The 14,682-nt window shown below is 70.2% G+C and carries 15 protein-coding genes; 3 read left to right on the forward strand and 12 right to left on the reverse strand.

The genetic code is table 11. The features are described 5' to 3' along the window. Positions 1–25: 25 nt before the first annotated feature. Both AB5J50_RS48240 and AB5J50_RS48245 read right to left on the reverse strand, forming a co-directional pair. Positions 26–400, reverse strand: a complete 375-nt coding sequence (locus tag AB5J50_RS48240; RefSeq protein WP_369264864.1) for a winged helix-turn-helix transcriptional regulator — start codon at positions 398–400, stop codon at positions 26–28. Between the two features lie 192 nt (positions 401–592). After that, complete coding sequence (locus AB5J50_RS48245) at positions 593–943, reverse strand: aldo/keto reductase (protein ID WP_369264865.1); 351 nt, start codon at positions 941–943, stop codon at positions 593–595. 292 nt (positions 944–1,235) lie between these two features. Here AB5J50_RS48245 and AB5J50_RS48250 point away from each other — a divergent pair, with 292 nt between their 5' ends. Further along, entirely contained in the window at positions 1,236–2,030 is a 795-nt protein-coding gene (locus tag AB5J50_RS48250) for a hypothetical protein (protein WP_369264866.1), read from the forward strand. Positions 2,031–2,326: 296 nt separating this feature from the next. On the opposite strand, the gene AB5J50_RS48255 is transcribed toward AB5J50_RS48250, so the two are convergent. The 7 genes from AB5J50_RS48255 to AB5J50_RS48285 all read right to left on the reverse strand — a co-directional run bounded on the left by AB5J50_RS48255 (position 2,327) and on the right by AB5J50_RS48285 (position 8,556). After that, positions 2,327–2,914, reverse strand: a complete 588-nt coding sequence (locus AB5J50_RS48255; protein ID WP_369264867.1) for a hypothetical protein — start codon at positions 2,912–2,914, stop codon at positions 2,327–2,329. A gap of 35 nt (positions 2,915–2,949) precedes the next feature. Next, complete coding sequence (locus AB5J50_RS48260) at positions 2,950–3,543, reverse strand: uridine kinase (RefSeq protein WP_369264868.1); 594 nt, start codon at positions 3,541–3,543, stop codon at positions 2,950–2,952. Positions 3,544–3,573: 30 nt separating this feature from the next. After that, entirely contained in the window at positions 3,574–4,425 is an 852-nt protein-coding gene (locus AB5J50_RS48265) for a class I SAM-dependent methyltransferase (RefSeq protein WP_369265719.1), read from the reverse strand. A gap of 147 nt (positions 4,426–4,572) precedes the next feature. Continuing rightward, on the reverse strand, positions 4,573–5,571 hold the full coding sequence (locus tag AB5J50_RS48270) for a Gfo/Idh/MocA family protein (protein WP_369264869.1): 999 nt from the start codon (positions 5,569–5,571) through the stop codon (positions 4,573–4,575). Further along, the gene (locus AB5J50_RS48275) at positions 5,568–6,572 is read right to left on the reverse strand and encodes a Gfo/Idh/MocA family oxidoreductase (RefSeq protein ID WP_369264870.1); all 1,005 of its coding nucleotides are present in this window, start codon (positions 6,570–6,572) and stop codon (positions 5,568–5,570) included. The genes AB5J50_RS48270 and AB5J50_RS48275 overlap by 4 nt, the downstream gene beginning before the upstream one ends. Positions 6,573–6,605: 33 nt before the next feature. Beyond that, entirely contained in the window at positions 6,606–7,370 is a 765-nt protein-coding gene (locus AB5J50_RS48280; RefSeq protein WP_369264871.1) for an SDR family oxidoreductase, read from the reverse strand. 19 nt (positions 7,371–7,389) lie between these two features. Continuing rightward, on the reverse strand, positions 7,390–8,556 hold the full coding sequence (locus tag AB5J50_RS48285; protein WP_369264872.1) for a phytanoyl-CoA dioxygenase family protein: 1,167 nt from the start codon (positions 8,554–8,556) through the stop codon (positions 7,390–7,392). A 142-nt stretch (positions 8,557–8,698) separates the two neighbouring features. Here AB5J50_RS48285 and AB5J50_RS48290 point away from each other — a divergent pair, with 142 nt between their 5' ends. Then, positions 8,699–9,757, forward strand: coding sequence for a LacI family DNA-binding transcriptional regulator (locus AB5J50_RS48290; protein ID WP_369264873.1), 1,059 nt, complete (start codon positions 8,699–8,701; stop codon positions 9,755–9,757). A 29-nt stretch (positions 9,758–9,786) separates the two neighbouring features. Here AB5J50_RS48290 and AB5J50_RS48295 read toward each other — a convergent pair whose 3' ends face one another. Continuing rightward, positions 9,787–11,832, reverse strand: a complete 2,046-nt coding sequence (locus AB5J50_RS48295; protein WP_369264874.1) for a SpoIIE family protein phosphatase — start codon at positions 11,830–11,832, stop codon at positions 9,787–9,789. A gap of 212 nt (positions 11,833–12,044) precedes the next feature. Here AB5J50_RS48295 and AB5J50_RS48300 point away from each other — a divergent pair, with 212 nt between their 5' ends. Then, on the forward strand, positions 12,045–12,809 hold the full coding sequence (locus AB5J50_RS48300; RefSeq protein ID WP_369264875.1) for a YqjF family protein: 765 nt from the start codon (positions 12,045–12,047) through the stop codon (positions 12,807–12,809). A gap of 7 nt (positions 12,810–12,816) precedes the next feature. On the opposite strand, the gene AB5J50_RS48305 is transcribed toward AB5J50_RS48300, so the two are convergent. Both AB5J50_RS48305 and AB5J50_RS48310 read right to left on the reverse strand, forming a co-directional pair. Then, positions 12,817–14,025, reverse strand: a complete 1,209-nt coding sequence (locus AB5J50_RS48305) for a PP2C family protein-serine/threonine phosphatase (RefSeq protein ID WP_369264876.1) — start codon at positions 14,023–14,025, stop codon at positions 12,817–12,819. A 72-nt stretch (positions 14,026–14,097) separates the two neighbouring features. Beyond that, the gene (locus tag AB5J50_RS48310; RefSeq protein ID WP_369264877.1) at positions 14,098–14,553 is read right to left on the reverse strand and encodes a hypothetical protein; all 456 of its coding nucleotides are present in this window, start codon (positions 14,551–14,553) and stop codon (positions 14,098–14,100) included. Positions 14,554–14,682: the final 129 nt, after the last annotated feature.

Here is a 14,682-nt window from a genome sequence, read left to right on the forward strand (position 1 = left end):
AGGTTCGTCGCCCCTCCTCACGTGGTCAGGGAGGATCGCCCCGGGCAGGATCGCCGAGGTGGGCCAGTGCCCAGTCCTGGAGCTCCTCCAGGGCCGGCCGGATCGCCGCTCCGGCCTGCGTCAAGCGATAGCGCACGCGCAGTGGCGGCCCTGGATTCACCTCACGCGCGACGAGGCCCGCTGCCGCCAGATGGGCCAGCCGATCGGAGAGCATACGCTCGCTGATGCCGGGAACAGCACGGCGCAACTCGGTGAAGTGCGCGGGACCGGCGAGGAGTACGGCGATGATCGGACCGCTCCAGCGCCTGCCCAGCAGGTCGAAGACGCGTGTTGTCACCGCCTCCACCTGACGGCCCCCACCGTGTTCGTGCCGCTCGCTCGAGCCGTCACGCCCATTCATGGCTTCCCTCCTGCGGCCGTGCAGTCGGGGGTGCCACCGACACGGATGGGGAACGCGGCACCGTGGTCTCTCCTCTTCGCCCGGTGGGTCACCGGCAGGCCGGTGCCACGGTCGCCGACACCGTGCGTCGGACGGGGGCGGGATGGAAAGCAGCGCCGACGGCAGGGTGTCGTCGGCGGAGGGATCCGCAACTCAGGCCGTGGGCACGGCGTGCTGGGTGACGAGGGAGGCGTCACCGCCCTGGACGGCGTCACGGGCGCCGGCGGTCGCCTCGTGGGGCACTCCGCGCGGGACTGCGCTGACGTCGGACAGGCGTGCGAACTGCTTCGGGGTGAGTTGGACGTCCAGGGCGCCCAGGTAGTCGTCGAGTTGGGCGAGGTTGCGCGGGCCGATGATCGGGACGAACGAGGTGGACGCCTGGGCGGCGCGCTCACGGACCCAGGCCACCGACACCTGGGCAGGCGTCGCGCCGGTCTCTTCGGCGATGGCCAGGACGGTGTCGATGACGGCGGTCTTCTGTCCCAGCCGATGCCGGCCTGGCATCTCCTTGATGAGTTCGGCGACCTCCCTCGCGAAGTCGCACCATCCATGACGAACGACGAGATGGGCCGAGTGCCTCTGAGCGGCTGAGGTTACGGTCGTGCTGACCCGTGCGTCACGGGAGTTGACGGAGAGCCCCGACGGTTCGGGCAGCCGCTGCATCGGTCCCCGACCGGTCGAGTCGCGTTAGCGTTGGCCTTGTCGGCGGCGGGGGAGAGCGAGCCGCGGGGGAGAGCGACGCGTAGGGGGTCCGATGCCGCCGGTCCGGACAAGGCTGCTCGGCCGGGATCAGACCTTGAACGCCATCGACACCCTTCTTGACTGCCTGCGGGGCGAGTTGTCGACCGATACGTCAGGGCCCGAAGCCGGGGCGGCCGAGCGCACTCTGCTGATGCTGGGCGAGCCAGGCATCGGCAAGACCTCGCTCCTGGATGTTGCGGCGAAGCGCATCAACGACCAAGGCGGACAGGCCCGTTGGGTCGTCGGCCGCTCCGAGGAGGCCGGTCTAGCCTTCAGCGGACTCGACGCACTCCTTCACCCGTGGCACAGGACCCTGGCCGACATCGGTGCCGAGGATCGGCCGGTCCTCGAAGCCGCTCTGCGCGGGGGAGAGGCGGCCGCTGGAGGGACTCTTGCTCTGGCGACGACTCCTGCGCGCCGGCTGGACCTGGCCGAGGCGGAGCTCGAACAGGCCGTCTCCGAGCTCAGACGGCTGGCGCGCGGACTCCACCCTGTCCTGCTGAAGGAGGCCGGCCTTGCCGTCGCCCTCGCAGCACTGGGTCAAACCCGGGACCTTCGTATCGAAGATGTCCCGCGCGTGCGCTACTCCGACGTCCTGGAATCCACGGTGTACCTGGTGGTGGCCCGGATGAGCGAGAACAGGCCGACGAGGGTCTCCGTCGACACCTGCGACGGACAACTCATCGCCCACGTCACGGTGACAGGCGAGCTGCCGGACCTCGCTGACCTGGCCGATCGGATCACCACACTCGAAGGGGCGCTCATCTCCCGCACCGAGCAGGGCGAGACTCGGGTGACCGCCCGGCTTCCACTGCGCTGCACGGGCCAGATCGCCGGCGCCGATCCGTAGTCGGCCCGACTCGTCATCGACAGCCTCGGGCTGGATGCGCGGGAAGGGAAATCCGCTGGCCTCGGCCTCGCAGCAAGCCGGTGGCCTGGATCCAGAGCGGCCCCATGGCCGGAGCGGACATCGCCCTGCCCGCCTACCTGCTGCGCGTGGCGAACCTGCAGATCCTGGGCAGCGGCCAGGGCTCGGTCAGCGCCGCCGGGATCCTCACCGAACTGCCCTCCCTCGCCACGGAGATCACATCCCCACCGCCTCGGGCCAACGCGTCGTGCGGCTCCCCCGATGACGCTCGTCAACGCTCAGGAGTAGACGACGGGGCAGCCACGCCGGAGCGAGTGCTGCGCGGCACGCAAGTACAGGGCGACGTAGAAGGCGGTGTCCAGGTCCTCGCTCCACGCCCCTGGCCGGACCGCGGCCAGTTCCTTCGCCGCCCCGTCCATGAACCACATGGTCAGATCGAGGTTGTCGCACATCATCGGGACCTCGGCCGGCAGGTCGATGGCAGCCGCCAACTTCTCCGCGACGGCCAGCACTTGAGGCGCACCCGCGACCATGGTCGACTCCGTATAGGCGGATTCGACCGGCAACCAGATTTCCTCGTCCAGCGACGGCGGCACCATGACCGTCCAGCCACACACCAACTCCGTCTCCTCCTGGGAGAGACGCGCACGGCACAGCACGCCGAACCCGTCCATGGAGGGGATCAACTTCTCCTCGAAAGCCTGTCCGGAACCTCGGACGAACTCTGTCTCCTCAGGTACGGAGTCATACGACGGCAGACCACGCCGCCCCAACTCGGCGTTCAGCGCCGAGGCGACATCTCCCCATCCGTCCTCGCCTTCATCGAACCATTCCTCAGCATCAACACTGACCACGTAAACGCCCATGCCGGAAACGTACAGCGCACCACTGACACGCCGGTTCAGTGCCCGGGGACCACCAAGTGCGCCCGTCCCTGGGGGAAGGTCGTAGCCAAGTAGTGCTCTTCGGCAAGGCGCCAGCGGGACTCCCAGTCGATCGGGCCGTGGTCGTGGCCGCGTTCGCGGAGCCGGCGCATGGATTCCTCGCGGGGCGTGTCGACGAAGACCACCAGACCGTAGTGGTCGGCGAGTTCGGGCCGGGCGGCGTACACGCCCTCGACAACGACGATGCCGGAACGGGAGACGGCGTGGATCTCGTCCGGCGCCAGGGCCCCGGACTCCCAGTCGTAGCGCCGATAAGCGGCATCGCGACCGGCGGCGAGAGGGGCCAGCACCTCCTCGCGCAGCCGCTGCCAGTCGAAGTAGCGGTCGTAGCCCTGGGCAGGGCTCAGCCGGGCGCGCTCCTCCGCGTCCATCGGACGGTAGAAGTCGTCGCCGTGCACGACCACGGCACCGCGCAGCTCGGCAAGGGCCGCTGCCAGGGTCGATTTGCCGGAGCCTCCCATGCCGTCAAGGGCGACCAGGGTGAACCCCGCGTGGCCGCGGGCGTCGATTGCGGCCACGAGCCGCTCGGCGCCGGCCGAGATCATCGTCATGACGCCATTCTGGCCGAGGCGGCCGCTCCGCTATCCCGCCGTGGGGGAGAGGTTCTTCCACCAGACGAAGACCTCGGTGCTCGGCTGGCGTTCGGAGAACCGGCCCGACGGGGAGGCCTCCCGCAACAGGCGGCGCAGGTCTGTCTCGAAGTCGCCCCGGCGTGCGCCGAAGAGGTGCGGAGCCGAGGAAGACATCGAGAACGCCCAGGCGACGATGTCGCCCCAGGTGCGTTCAAGCGCCTGCCCGCCAGGAACGACATGGCGCTGAGGGCCGGAGAATCCCGCTCGGGTGAACACCGCGGCCTCACCGCCGGGTGTTCCCTGCGGCAGCACCCCGCGACCGGCCCGACGGACCGGTCCCAGGTAGTGCCTGACCAACTCGTCGATCGCCGCATAGGGCACTGCCGGATGCGGGAGATCGTCGACGGTCAGGTTCTCCGTCTTCAGATCCGAGATGTGCACCAGTGCCCCGCCGGGCCGGAGCATGTCCCTGACTCTTCCCGCCACCAGGTCGCGATCCATCCAGTGAAAGGACTGAGCGAAAACCGCCGCGTCGAACGTCCCCAGGGCCGCGGGCAGTTCCTCGGCCCGGAGCCGCAACCACCGCGCCTTTCCGGTCACGCCCGCCTCGGCGGCCCCACGCCTGGCTTCATCGATCATCCCGCTGTCCGGGTCCACACCGACGATCTCACCGAACAGGTGCGCCAGACCCAGCCCAAGGATGCCCGGTCCGCATCCCACGTCGAGAAGCCGCCCCTGACCGTCGAGCCGTAGAACCTCGGCGAGTACGTCCGCCAGCCCGGGGGCGTACGGAAGCCTCCCGCGCCGATAGTAGGTGGCCGCTCCCGAGAACAGAGTGTCGTCCCACTCCCAGCCGGCCATCACACCCACCTACCCACCATCCTTCGGAGAAACGCAAGCCTGCCCGGCGACCACATCATTCCATCGCGTGATCCAGACCGAAGGCACTCGGTCGTGGCGAGGTCGAGGTCGAGCCGACCGAGCGGCCCGCGTTTCACCCGCAGTGGCTCAGATGTCCGTCCGCGGCCGGGGAGCGAAGCCGGCGGCGACGTAACACGCGTCGATGAGACGCATGGTCGCCAGCGCGTCCTCGGCGTCGAGCGGCAGCGGCGCGCCGTGGCGCACGTGGGCGGCGAACGCGTCGAGTTGATACGTGTACGAGGAGCGACGGCCCAGCTCCTCGACGCGTTCTCCCGCGGCGGTGCGGACCAGGACACGGTCGTCCAGGTGCGGCTGTACGAAGTTGACCGCCGTGGCCTCACCCCGGGTGCCGACCACCCGGCAGCTCATTTGCCACGTGTCGTACGCCATGTGGCAGCGGGCGGAACCGGTGACACCGCCCGGGAACTCCAGCTCGGCGTCCAGCCATTCGTCGATGCCCGGCGCACCCTTCCGCTCGCCGCCGCGTGCCGACACCAGTCGAGGCGTACCGCCGGCCCAGGGAGCGAGGACGCGCTGGGCGTGCAGGCTGTAGCAGCCCAGATCCATCAACGCCCCGCCCGCCAGCGGAAGGTGCCAGCGCACGTCGTCGTCCTGCGGGGCGGGCATGGCCACCACCGTTTCCACATGCCGCAGTTCACCGAGTTCCCCGGAGCCCAGGAGTTCGTGCAGACGCAGGGTGACGGGGTGGAAGAGGTAGTGGAAGCCCTCCATGAAGACCGTGCCCGACGCGGCGGCGGCGCGTACTTCGGCCGCCTCCTGCGCGTTGCTCGCCGACGGCTTCTCGGTCAGTACGTGCTTGCCCGCCGCGAGGGCGGCCAGGTTCCACGGCCCGTGCAGGCCGTTGGCGAGCGGGTTGTAGACGACCTCCACTTCGGGGTCGGCGATCAGTTCGGCGTAGGAGCCGGCCACCCGCTCGACGCCGTGCGTGGCGGCGAACGCCTCCGCGCGGGCCCGGTCGCGGGCGGCCACCGCGACGAGACGGTGGCCGCCCGCACGGGCGGGGCCGACGATCGACAGTTCGGCGATGCGGGCCGCGCCCAGGACGCCGATACGCAAGGGGGTCATATGGTGCGGACCTCTTCCAGTCGTACGGGACGGTGCTCGGCCAGGGACAGCGTGCAGGCCTCGGCGACCCAGCTCGCCTCGACGGCGTCGGCGACCGTGCACGGCGAGGTGGCGCGGCCCGCGACGACCTCGGTGAAGGCGGTGAGTTCGGCGCGGTAGGCGTCCGCGAAGCGGTCCATGAAGAAGTGGTGGGGCGTGCCGGCGGGGAAGACGGCGCCGGGTTCGACGGAGCGCAGCGGCAGCCGGTCCTCCAGGCCGACGGCGACGCTGTCCTTCATGCCGTGCAGCTCCAGGCGTACGTCGTGACCGCGGGCGTTGTGCCGGGAGTTGGAGACCACGGCGAGGGTTCCGTCGTCGAGGGTGAGGATCGCGGACGCGGTGTCGACGTCGCCCGCGGCCGCGATGTACTCGGCACCCCGGTTGCCTCCGGTCGCGTACACCTCGGTGACCTCGCGGCCGGTGACCCAGCGGACGATGTCGAAGTCGTGCACGGCGCAGTCGCGGAAGATGCCGCCGGAGACGGCCACATAGGCGGCGGGCGGCGGCGCCGGGTCGAGTGTGGTGGACCGTACGGTGTGCAGCTTGCCGAGCTCGCCGCTCAGCACCGCCTCGCGGGCGGCCACGCAGCCCGCGTCGAAGCGCCGGTTGTACCCGATGTGCACCTCGACGCCGCTGCCCTCGACCGCGCGCAGAACGTCGAGGCTCTCCTCGACGGTCCGGGCCACCGGCTTCTCGCAGAACACCGGGATGCCCGCTCGCACCGCGGCGAGGATCAGCGCGGGGTGGGCGTCGGTGGCGGCGGCGATCACGATGCCGTCGACGCCGGCGGCGATCACTGCCTCGGGGGAGTCGACGGCGGTGGCCCCGAAGCGTTCCACGGCGGACACGGTCGCCGCGGGCACGGGGTCCGTGACCACCAGGGAGTCCACTGCCTCCAGCCCGGCGAGAGTCGCGGCGTGGAAGGCGCCGATGCGGCCGAGTCCCAAGATGCCTATACGCATGAGAAGTCGCTCCTTAAAGCCCGGTCGGGGGCATCAGTCGAGTCCGCCGATGACGTTCTGGTCCCAGTCGATGACCGAGCCGGTGACCACACCACTGCGGTCGGAGAGCAGGAAGACCACGAAGTCGGCGATCTCGTTGACCTGGCCGAGCTTGCCCATGGGGACGCTTCGCGCGGCTTGCTCCCGCCAGTCGTCGCCCGCGCCGTGGAACTCGCGCTGAGTCGCTTCCTCGCCCTCGGTGTCCGTCCAGCCGATGTTGAGGCCGTTGATGCGGATCCGGTCCCAGCGGTGCGCGTGCGCGGCGTTGCGGGTCAGCCCCACGAGTCCGGCCTTGGCGGCGACGTACGGAGCGAGGAACGGCTGCCCGCCGTGCGCGGAGGAGGTGATGATGTTGACGACGGTGCCCGGTGCCTCGCGGTCCAGCAGATGCCGTACGGCTGCCTGCATCGCGAAGAACGGGGCCTTCAGGTTGATGGCGATGTGTGCGTCGAACAGTTCCGGCGTGGTGTCCAGGAGCGAGCCGCGTGAGGTCAGCCCGGCCGCGTTGACCAGGCAGTCGATCCGCCCATGGGCGGCGACGGCCTGTTCCACGCTGCCCCGCGCCTGTGCTGGATCGCTGAGATCGGCTCGTACGAACAGCGCGCCGGTTTCCGCCGCGAGCTTCTCGCCCACGTCGGTACGGCGCCCCGTGAAGACGACGTGCGCTCCTTCTCGTACGGCCGCCCGTACGATGCCCGCGCCGACGCCCTGGCTGCCGCCGTTGACGAGGACGACCTTGTTCTCAAGCAGTGGTCTCATGGTGGGGATGCCGTCTCTCTCAGCTTCGGCGGCGCTGGGCGCCGTCCGTCAGTTCCTGGGCGAGCCGCTCCGGGCTCCACGCCTCTGCCACCGCCCGCCACACCGTGTCGGCCTGCGAGGGCGGGGCCAAGCCGTCGACGGGCGGATCGAAGTCCAGGTTGGTCGGGAAGGGGTAGCCCTCGGCGCTCGCGGCGATCACCCGGCGCAGCCATTCCTCGTCGACGCCCTCGGACTTGCGGCGCAGCAGCACGGGGAAGAGCGCGTTGACCATCGCGTCCCTGTCGACCGTCTCCATGGCGCGGCCGAAGGCGGAGGAGATCTGCAGCAGGTTCGCCATGCGCTTGATGCCGGCCGAGCGGTTGTGGCCGGCCGCGTGGAAGAGCGCGGGGTTGAAGAAAACCGCGTCGCCCTTGTCCAGGGGGAGCTGGATGTGGTGCTTCTCGAAGTAGTCGACGAATTCCGGGCGCCGCCAGGCGAGATAGCCCGGCTCGTACTTCTGGGAGTGCGGCAGATAGAGCGTCGGGCCGGACTCGACTGGCATGTCGCAGTGCGCCACCGCACCCTGCAGGGTCAGTACGGGTGAGAGCCGGTGGACGTGCGCCGGATACGCGGCGGCCTGTTCCTGGGACAGGAACCCGAGGTGGTAGTCCCGGTGCACGCTCTGTGCCGCACCTCCGGGGTTGACCACGTTGATCTGTGAGGTGACCTGGTAGCCGGGGCCCAGCCAGGCCTCCGAGACGAGAGCCAGCATGTCGTTGGCGTAGTAGTCGGCGAAGACCTCCGGGGCGCGGCGGGCGGTCTTGTCCAGCGCGCTCCACACCCGGTCGTTGGCGCCCGGCTTGGCGAAGTGGTCGCCTCGGGCGGCTCCGGTGGCCCGTTCCTCCTCGATCAGCGCGTTGAAGGCGGCGGTGGCCCGGTCCACGACGTCGAGGTCCGGGAACGCCCGCTTGAGGACCACGATGCCCGGCCCGTCCAGGAGGGCGTGCACGAACTCGGCCTGCACCGCCCGGCGGTCGGCCACCGCCCGGAGTCGATCGCTGTCGTAGACGAGAACGCCCTGTTCGACCGCCTCGGCGAAGGGGTGGTCGCGGGACTCGGTGTCCTGCTCGACCAGGGAGCGGAGCTCGTCGAGACGGCAGTCCTCCTCGGTCAGCCAAGTCCGCGGTCCGCGGGCTGTGAGCGCCATGGTGGGTCCTTTCGAAGTGCCTGTCCTTCTGCCAGTCTTGTGAACCGAGCCCCGTCATTCAATCCGCAGTGATCCATCAAAAAGCCATCATTGATCTTCATTGATCTTCGGGAACAGTCACCGGAAAGTCATCGGAACAGCCATGGGACACCCCTATACGATCCGGGAGATCGCCCGTCAGGCCGGCTTGAGCGAGGCGACGGTCGACCGGGTCCTCAACAGCCGCGGCGGTGTGCGCGAGAGCACCGTCCTGGAAGTGCACCAGGCGATCAAGGACCTGGACCGGCAGCGCGCCCAGGTGCGCATCGGCGGCCGTACCTTCATGATCGACATCGTCATGCAGACACCGCAACGGTTCTCGTCCGCGGTGCGCGACGCGCTGGAGGCCGAACTGCCGTCCCTGCACCCGGCGGTCGTGCGTTCACGCTTCCACTTCCGCGAGACGGCCCCCGTGCCGGAGCTGGTGAAGGACCTGGACAAGATCGCCAGACGGGGCTCGCAGGGAGTGATCCTCAAGGCCCCCGACGTCCCCGAGGTCACCGCCGCGGTCGGACGGCTGACGGCGGCCGGCATCCCGGTCGTCACCCTCGTCACCGACCTGCCCAGCAGCCCGCGTGCGGCGTACGTGGGCATCGACAACCGGGCCGCCGGAGCCACGGCGGCGTACCTGGTCCGGCAGTGGCTCGGCGACCGGCCCGGCCATGTGCTCGTCACCATCAGCCGGGGCTCCTTCCGCGGCGAGGAGGAACGCGAAATGGGTTTCCGAAGTGCCATGCGCACTGTTCGGCCCGCGCGCCCTCTGGTCGAGGTCACCGACAGCGACGGACTCGACGCCACCCAGCGCGACCTCGTCCTGGAAGCCCTCAAGCGCGATCCCGAGATCAACGCCGTCTACTCCATCGGCGGGGGCAACACCGCGACCATCGACGCCTTCGACGCGCTGGGCCGGGAGGTCCTGGCCTTCGTCGCGCACGACCTGGACCACGACAACACCCGGCTGCTGAGGGAGGGGCGGCTGTCCGCGGTGCTCCACCACGACCTGCGGCAGGACATGCGCCGCGCCTGCCAGACCATCATGCGCGCCCACAAGGCCCTGCCGGACGAAGGGCCGTTCCTCCCGTCGGCGATCCAGGTGGTGACGCCGTACAACATGCCACCAGGGCTGGGGGTCGCCCCGCCCGGTGTCGCGGGCGAGAAGTAGGTCAGGTCGGCCCTGGCCCCGGTGGCCCCTCAGGTATGCGTGCGCACCAGCAGGAGGGCGACGTCGTCGTCGGGCTCGGGGCGCAGTGCGCCGAGCAGCATGTCGCTGGTCCTCTCCAGGGAGTAGTGCGTGCTCTGCAGCAGCCGCATCATGGTCTCCAGCCCCGTGTCGATGGGCTCGGTACGGCTCTCGACCAGCCCGTCCGTGTACAGGGCGAGCAGGGAACCCGCGGGGAGCTCCTGCTCCATGGTCCCGAAGTCCACGCCGCCGACACCGAGGGGCACACCGCCGGGGATGTCGAGGAGGTCCGCGCGGCCGTCGGGGCGGATCATGACGGGCGGGAGGTGACCGGCGCTGGACAGCTCGCAGCTGCCGTGTCGAGGGTCGCACACGGCGTAGACGCACGTGGCGATCGCGTCACCGAGCGACCTCGCGATGTCGTCGAGGTGGCCCAACAGCTCGGCAGGAGGCGGATCGAGACGGGCCAGAGCACGGGTGGCCGTGCTCAACTGCCCCATGATCGCGGCGGCTTGGACACCCTTGCCCATCACGTCACCCACGATCAGACCGGTGCGCCCCCGGCTCAGGGGCAGTACGTCGTACCAGTCCCCGCCGACCTCGCTCAGGGCCGGAAGGTATCGGGCGGCGAGGTCGAGGCCTTCGTGGTCGACGGGGGCAGGGGGCAACAGGCTGCGCTGGAGGGTCAGGGCCGCGGAGCGTTCGCGTCCGTAGAGGCGGGCGTTGTCGACGCAGATCGCCGCGCGTGCGGCGAGTTCCGAGGCGAGGATGCGGTCCTGTTCGTCGAACGAGCGGGAGTTGATGGTGCGGTAGAGACTGAGGGTGCCGAGCACTTCGCCCCGGGCCATGAGCGGGACGGCCAGGTAGGAGTGGACGCCTGCCAGCCGCAGGGTCTGCGCCGCGTGGGAGTCCCGGGCGATGCGCCGCATCATGGCCGAGTCCACCCGATCGACCAGGATCGGCCTGGCTTCCCGGACACACTGGGTGATGATCCGCGTCGAGCTGTAGGTGGCCAGTTCGCCGACCGGGTCCGCGGCGTGAATGGCGTCCGTCAGGTATCCGGCCGCCACGGCCAGTGCCCTGAACTCGGCATGAGCCTCACCGGTGATCGCGGCGGTGGTGCCGTGGGCGACCACCGCCTCCAGTACGTCGACGGCCGCCAGGTCGGCCAGCTGCGGTACCGCCACGTCGGCCAGTTCCCGCGCGGTCTGCTGAAGATCCAGCGTGGTGCCGATCCGCACACCGGCGTCCGCGATCACGGACAGCCGCTCACGCGCCTCGGAGACCTCGGCCGCCTCGTGCTGCCGCTCGGAGACGTCGATGACTGCCATGGCCAGCCCGAGCACCCGGCCGTCGGCGTCCTCGATGCGGTGGTACGACTCCGAGTACGCACGCTCCTCGGTGTCCGCCTCCGTCCGGCCGGCGGTCTGCTGGTCCAGCAGGGGTTTGCCGCTGGCCAGGACGAGGCGCATCCGCGACTCGATGGCCTCCACGTCCAGATGCGGCAGCACCTCCCCGACACGGCGCCCCAGCACCGCCTCCTCGGGCAGACCGTTGATCCGCTCCAGCGCCGGATTGACGCTCACCCACCGCAGATCGTTGTCGAAGACCGCGATGCCCAGCGGCGTCTGATGGACCAGGCTGTGGGACAGGGCCAGATCCCGCTCCACACGGCGTACGGTCGTGGCGTCCGCCGCCAGGCCCAGCAGATGGGCCCGCCCGTCCCGGGCGCGCAGCCGCATGGTGCGGAACTCCACCGAGCGTTCCGTGCCGTCCTTGTGCTGGAGGGGAAAGACTCCCGCCCATCGGGCTCCCGACCGCACCTGCGCGAACAGGTCGCGGGCCTGCTGACGGTGGTCGGGCGACACCAGCAGGTCGTCGGCCCTGTGGTCCAGAGCCTCCTCCGCCCGGAATCCGAGCAGCTGTTCGGCCTCCGGGCTCCACAGCACGATGTGTCCGTCGCCGTCGAGCACCACGGCCGCGACCTTCAACAGGTCCAGCAGCCCTCCCGGCGCCGCGGCGACCCCTTCGTCTTCCCCGGTCGTATACCCGTCCATACCAGCCGCTCCTTCTGGCGCGGCACCTGCACCGCCAAGATCCACCCTGCGGGTCCTCCGATTACGTCACAGCGCGCACCGGAGGGCAACACGTACGGAGCGGTTCGGCTGACAGGAGCCGTTCCGGGCTCGCCACGGGTATCGACAGGGACCTCCATGAGGCTCGCGCCCCGGACGGAGGCCGGCGGGCGTCGGTCTGGGATCCTGACGCGGTGCCGACCACACCGCGGATACCCGAGCCTGTCACCCCGGACGCGCCCACGGGGCTGAAGCGGCCGTTGCTGACCCAGCAGTGGCTCGATCTCACCTTCGTCCACTGGGCTGTCGACCCGGACAGCGTCGCGGGGCTCCTGCCGGGCGGGACGGTCCCGGACGTGGTCGACGGGGTCACCTATGTCGGCCTGGTCGCCTTCCGGATGCACCGGGTCGGCTGGCTCCGCTCGCCGGGAGTGCCGTACCTGGGGACCTTCCCGGAGACGAACGTGCGTCTGTACTCGGTGGACGCGCACGGGCGGCGCGGCGTGGTGTTCCGGTCGATGGACGCGGCCCGGCTCGTGCCCGTACTGATGGGACGGACCGTCTTCCGGCTTCCGTATCTGTGGTCCCGTATGGCCGTCCGTGCCGACGACGACGTCGTCACCTACACCAGCTCACGGCGTTGGCCCGGGCCGCGCGGCGCGTACAGCCGGATCGTCGTGCGGCGGGGCGAACCGGTGGTGGAGCCCACCGAGCTGGAGCACTTCCTGACCGCCCGGTGGGGCATGCACAACACCTTCTTCGGCGACACCGGGTATCTGCCGAACGAGCATCCGCGCTGGCCGCTGCACCGTGCGCGGCTGGTCGCGTGCGAGGAGAACGTCCTCGCGGCGGCCGGAGTGCCCGTGCCCCTCGGTGAGCCGGTGAGCGTCCTGTACTCGCCGGGTGTCCCGGTGCGGCTCGGCCGTCCGGCCCGGCCGGGTGGCATCCCGACCCCCTGAGCGCCGGTCAGTGTTCCACGGGTGAAGACGATCCGCTGGAGCGCAGCCGGTGGTGGCCGTCGACGGGGTGGGTGAAGTGCGGTCGGTGGAGATGGTGGGAGGTGGTGCGTTCGATGACCAGGATCGCGGCGTCGTCGGCGGGTTGGCCGCCGACGTGGGCGAGCAGGTCGTCGTAGATGTGGCGGAGCAGGGTGTCGGGATGGGAGGGGGGAAAGGAGGCGACGCGCTCGGCCAGTGGGTAGAAGGCGCCCGTGGGTGAGCGGGCCTCGATGACGCCATCGGTGTAGAGCAGCAGGATGTCGCCGGTTTCGAAGGTGAACGGGTCGGGGCGGTGGCTGGCGGCGGGCAGCGCGCACATCCCCAGCGGGGGTACGGGGTGGCGCGCGTACAGGACCGTGACCTCATGATCGTGCAGCAGCAGGGGTGGGGGATGACCGCAGTTGATCATCTCGGCCTGCGGGCCCTGGTCGGGGATGTCGAGTACGAGCGCGGTGATGAAGTGTTCGCCGGGATCGTGCTCGGTATCGGCCACCTCGTCCAGGTCCCGGCACACGCTCACCTCGAGGGCCGCCGTGAGCGCCGGCAGGGTGGCGTACCGATGGGAGCCCTCACGGAACGCACCCAGCACCACAGACGCCTCGCCGATGGAGGCCAGACCCTTGCCCCGGACATCGCCGATGATCACCCGGGTCGAGGAGTGGGCGGCGCGGGCGACCGCGAACAGGTCGCCCCCGATGTGGGTCTCGTCCTCGGCGGCCAGATACAGCCAGGCCACGCGCAGCGGACCGATCCGGCGGGGCGGAGGCCGCAGCAGAACCCGCTGCGCCGTCTCGGCCACCGATCGGGCCCGGCTCAGCTCCCGAGCGCGCCGCTCCCGTACATGGCAGACGAACACCACCAGTGCGGAGAGCACGGTCAAGGCGATGATCTGCGCGATGTGGTTGGCCGTGGTCAGTCCGCCGTGGAGCGCCGCGATGACCACCTGGGCGGTCACAGTCAGTACCCCGACCAGAGCTGTCAGCGACGCCCCGGCGAGAGAAGCGGTGAGCGCGGGCGCGATGACCAGCAACGGGCCCAGATGGATGTCGGTGGGGGAGCGGATGTCCACCACAGTGATCACGACGATCAGCGCGAGCGGGATCGCCACCAGACCGCGGCCCGACGGCTCCTCCACGAGCCGGTCCACTGACACGCGCCGTATATCCACGTACCCCATTTTGCGCCTGCTCTCCGGGCGACTTTTCCTGCTGGACACAGGCACAACGCGCCGCGACGGCCCTCGGCGGGGTCAGTTCCACAGGGGATAGCTGACCACGTGCTCGTATCCCTCAGGCCTGGCGTCGGTGTAGACCAGGGTCATCCGGGTGTAGTGCTGCAGTGCCGGGTGCTTCTTCCAGGGCTGCGGGTGGTCGAGCCGCACGGTGACCGGGTACGGGTGGAACCTGCCCGCCGCGCAGTAGGGCTCGCAGTCGTTCACGACGTTGACGCCCTCGGCCGTCGCCGCGTGCGGCAGCCACTGCGACCAGTGCAGCGAGACGAGGCGGCTGTTGCCGTCACCGCAGGCGAGGATGAAGTCGGCTGGGCGTACGTCCGGATGCCAGAAGCAGTCGACGAGCACGGAGGCGGTGGGCTGCTGTTTCACGGCCTGCGCGCCGGGAGGGGCGGCGGAGGCCGTTCCCATGACCGCGGTCAGCGACGCAGCCGCGCAGAGCCCCACCGTCGTTCTTGCTGTGTGTCTGCGCATGTCTGCTCCGTGCCGTTGCGACGCCGCTCGATCGTCGGCCCGATCGTCACTGTATTGACGCTACGGCCGTGTCAGGGGATCCACCACTCGTACGGAGTAACGTCGAGTGGTGGAACAGGGGGCGGCTCG

The organism is Streptomyces sp. R35, from assembly GCF_041053035.1.
Lineage (GTDB): Bacteria > Actinomycetota > Actinomycetes > Streptomycetales > Streptomycetaceae > Streptomyces > Streptomyces lutosisoli.

Bases quoted from the DNA above. Each gene is read 5' to 3' on its own strand.
- AB5J50_RS48275 (WP_369264870.1), bottom strand. From the start codon at position 6,572: ATGCGTATAGGCATCTTGGGACTCGGCCGCATCGGCGCCTTCCACGCC.
- AB5J50_RS48280 (WP_369264871.1), bottom strand. From the start codon at position 7,370: ATGAGACCACTGCTTGAGAACAAGGTCGTCCTCGTCAACGGCGGCAGC.
- AB5J50_RS48265 (WP_369265719.1), bottom strand. From the start codon at position 4,425: ATGGCCGGCTGGGAGTGGGACGACACTCTGTTCTCGGGAGCGGCCACC.
- AB5J50_RS48305 (WP_369264876.1), bottom strand. From the start codon at position 14,025: ATGGGGTACGTGGATATACGGCGCGTGTCAGTGGACCGGCTCGTGGAG.
- AB5J50_RS48245 (WP_369264865.1), bottom strand. From the start codon at position 943: ATGCCAGGCCGGCATCGGCTGGGACAGAAGACCGCCGTCATCGACACC.
- AB5J50_RS48310 (WP_369264877.1), bottom strand. From the start codon at position 14,553: ATGCGCAGACACACAGCAAGAACGACGGTGGGGCTCTGCGCGGCTGCG.
- AB5J50_RS48240 (WP_369264864.1), bottom strand. From the start codon at position 400: ATGAATGGGCGTGACGGCTCGAGCGAGCGGCACGAACACGGTGGGGGC.
- AB5J50_RS48290 (WP_369264873.1), top strand. From the start codon at position 8,699: ATGGGACACCCCTATACGATCCGGGAGATCGCCCGTCAGGCCGGCTTG.
- AB5J50_RS48295 (WP_369264874.1), bottom strand. From the start codon at position 11,832: ATGGACGGGTATACGACCGGGGAAGACGAAGGGGTCGCCGCGGCGCCG.
- AB5J50_RS48270 (WP_369264869.1), bottom strand. From the start codon at position 5,571: ATGACCCCCTTGCGTATCGGCGTCCTGGGCGCGGCCCGCATCGCCGAA.
- AB5J50_RS48285 (WP_369264872.1), bottom strand. From the start codon at position 8,556: ATGGCGCTCACAGCCCGCGGACCGCGGACTTGGCTGACCGAGGAGGAC.
- AB5J50_RS48260 (WP_369264868.1), bottom strand. From the start codon at position 3,543: ATGACGATGATCTCGGCCGGCGCCGAGCGGCTCGTGGCCGCAATCGAC.
- AB5J50_RS48255 (WP_369264867.1), bottom strand. From the start codon at position 2,914: ATGGGCGTTTACGTGGTCAGTGTTGATGCTGAGGAATGGTTCGATGAA.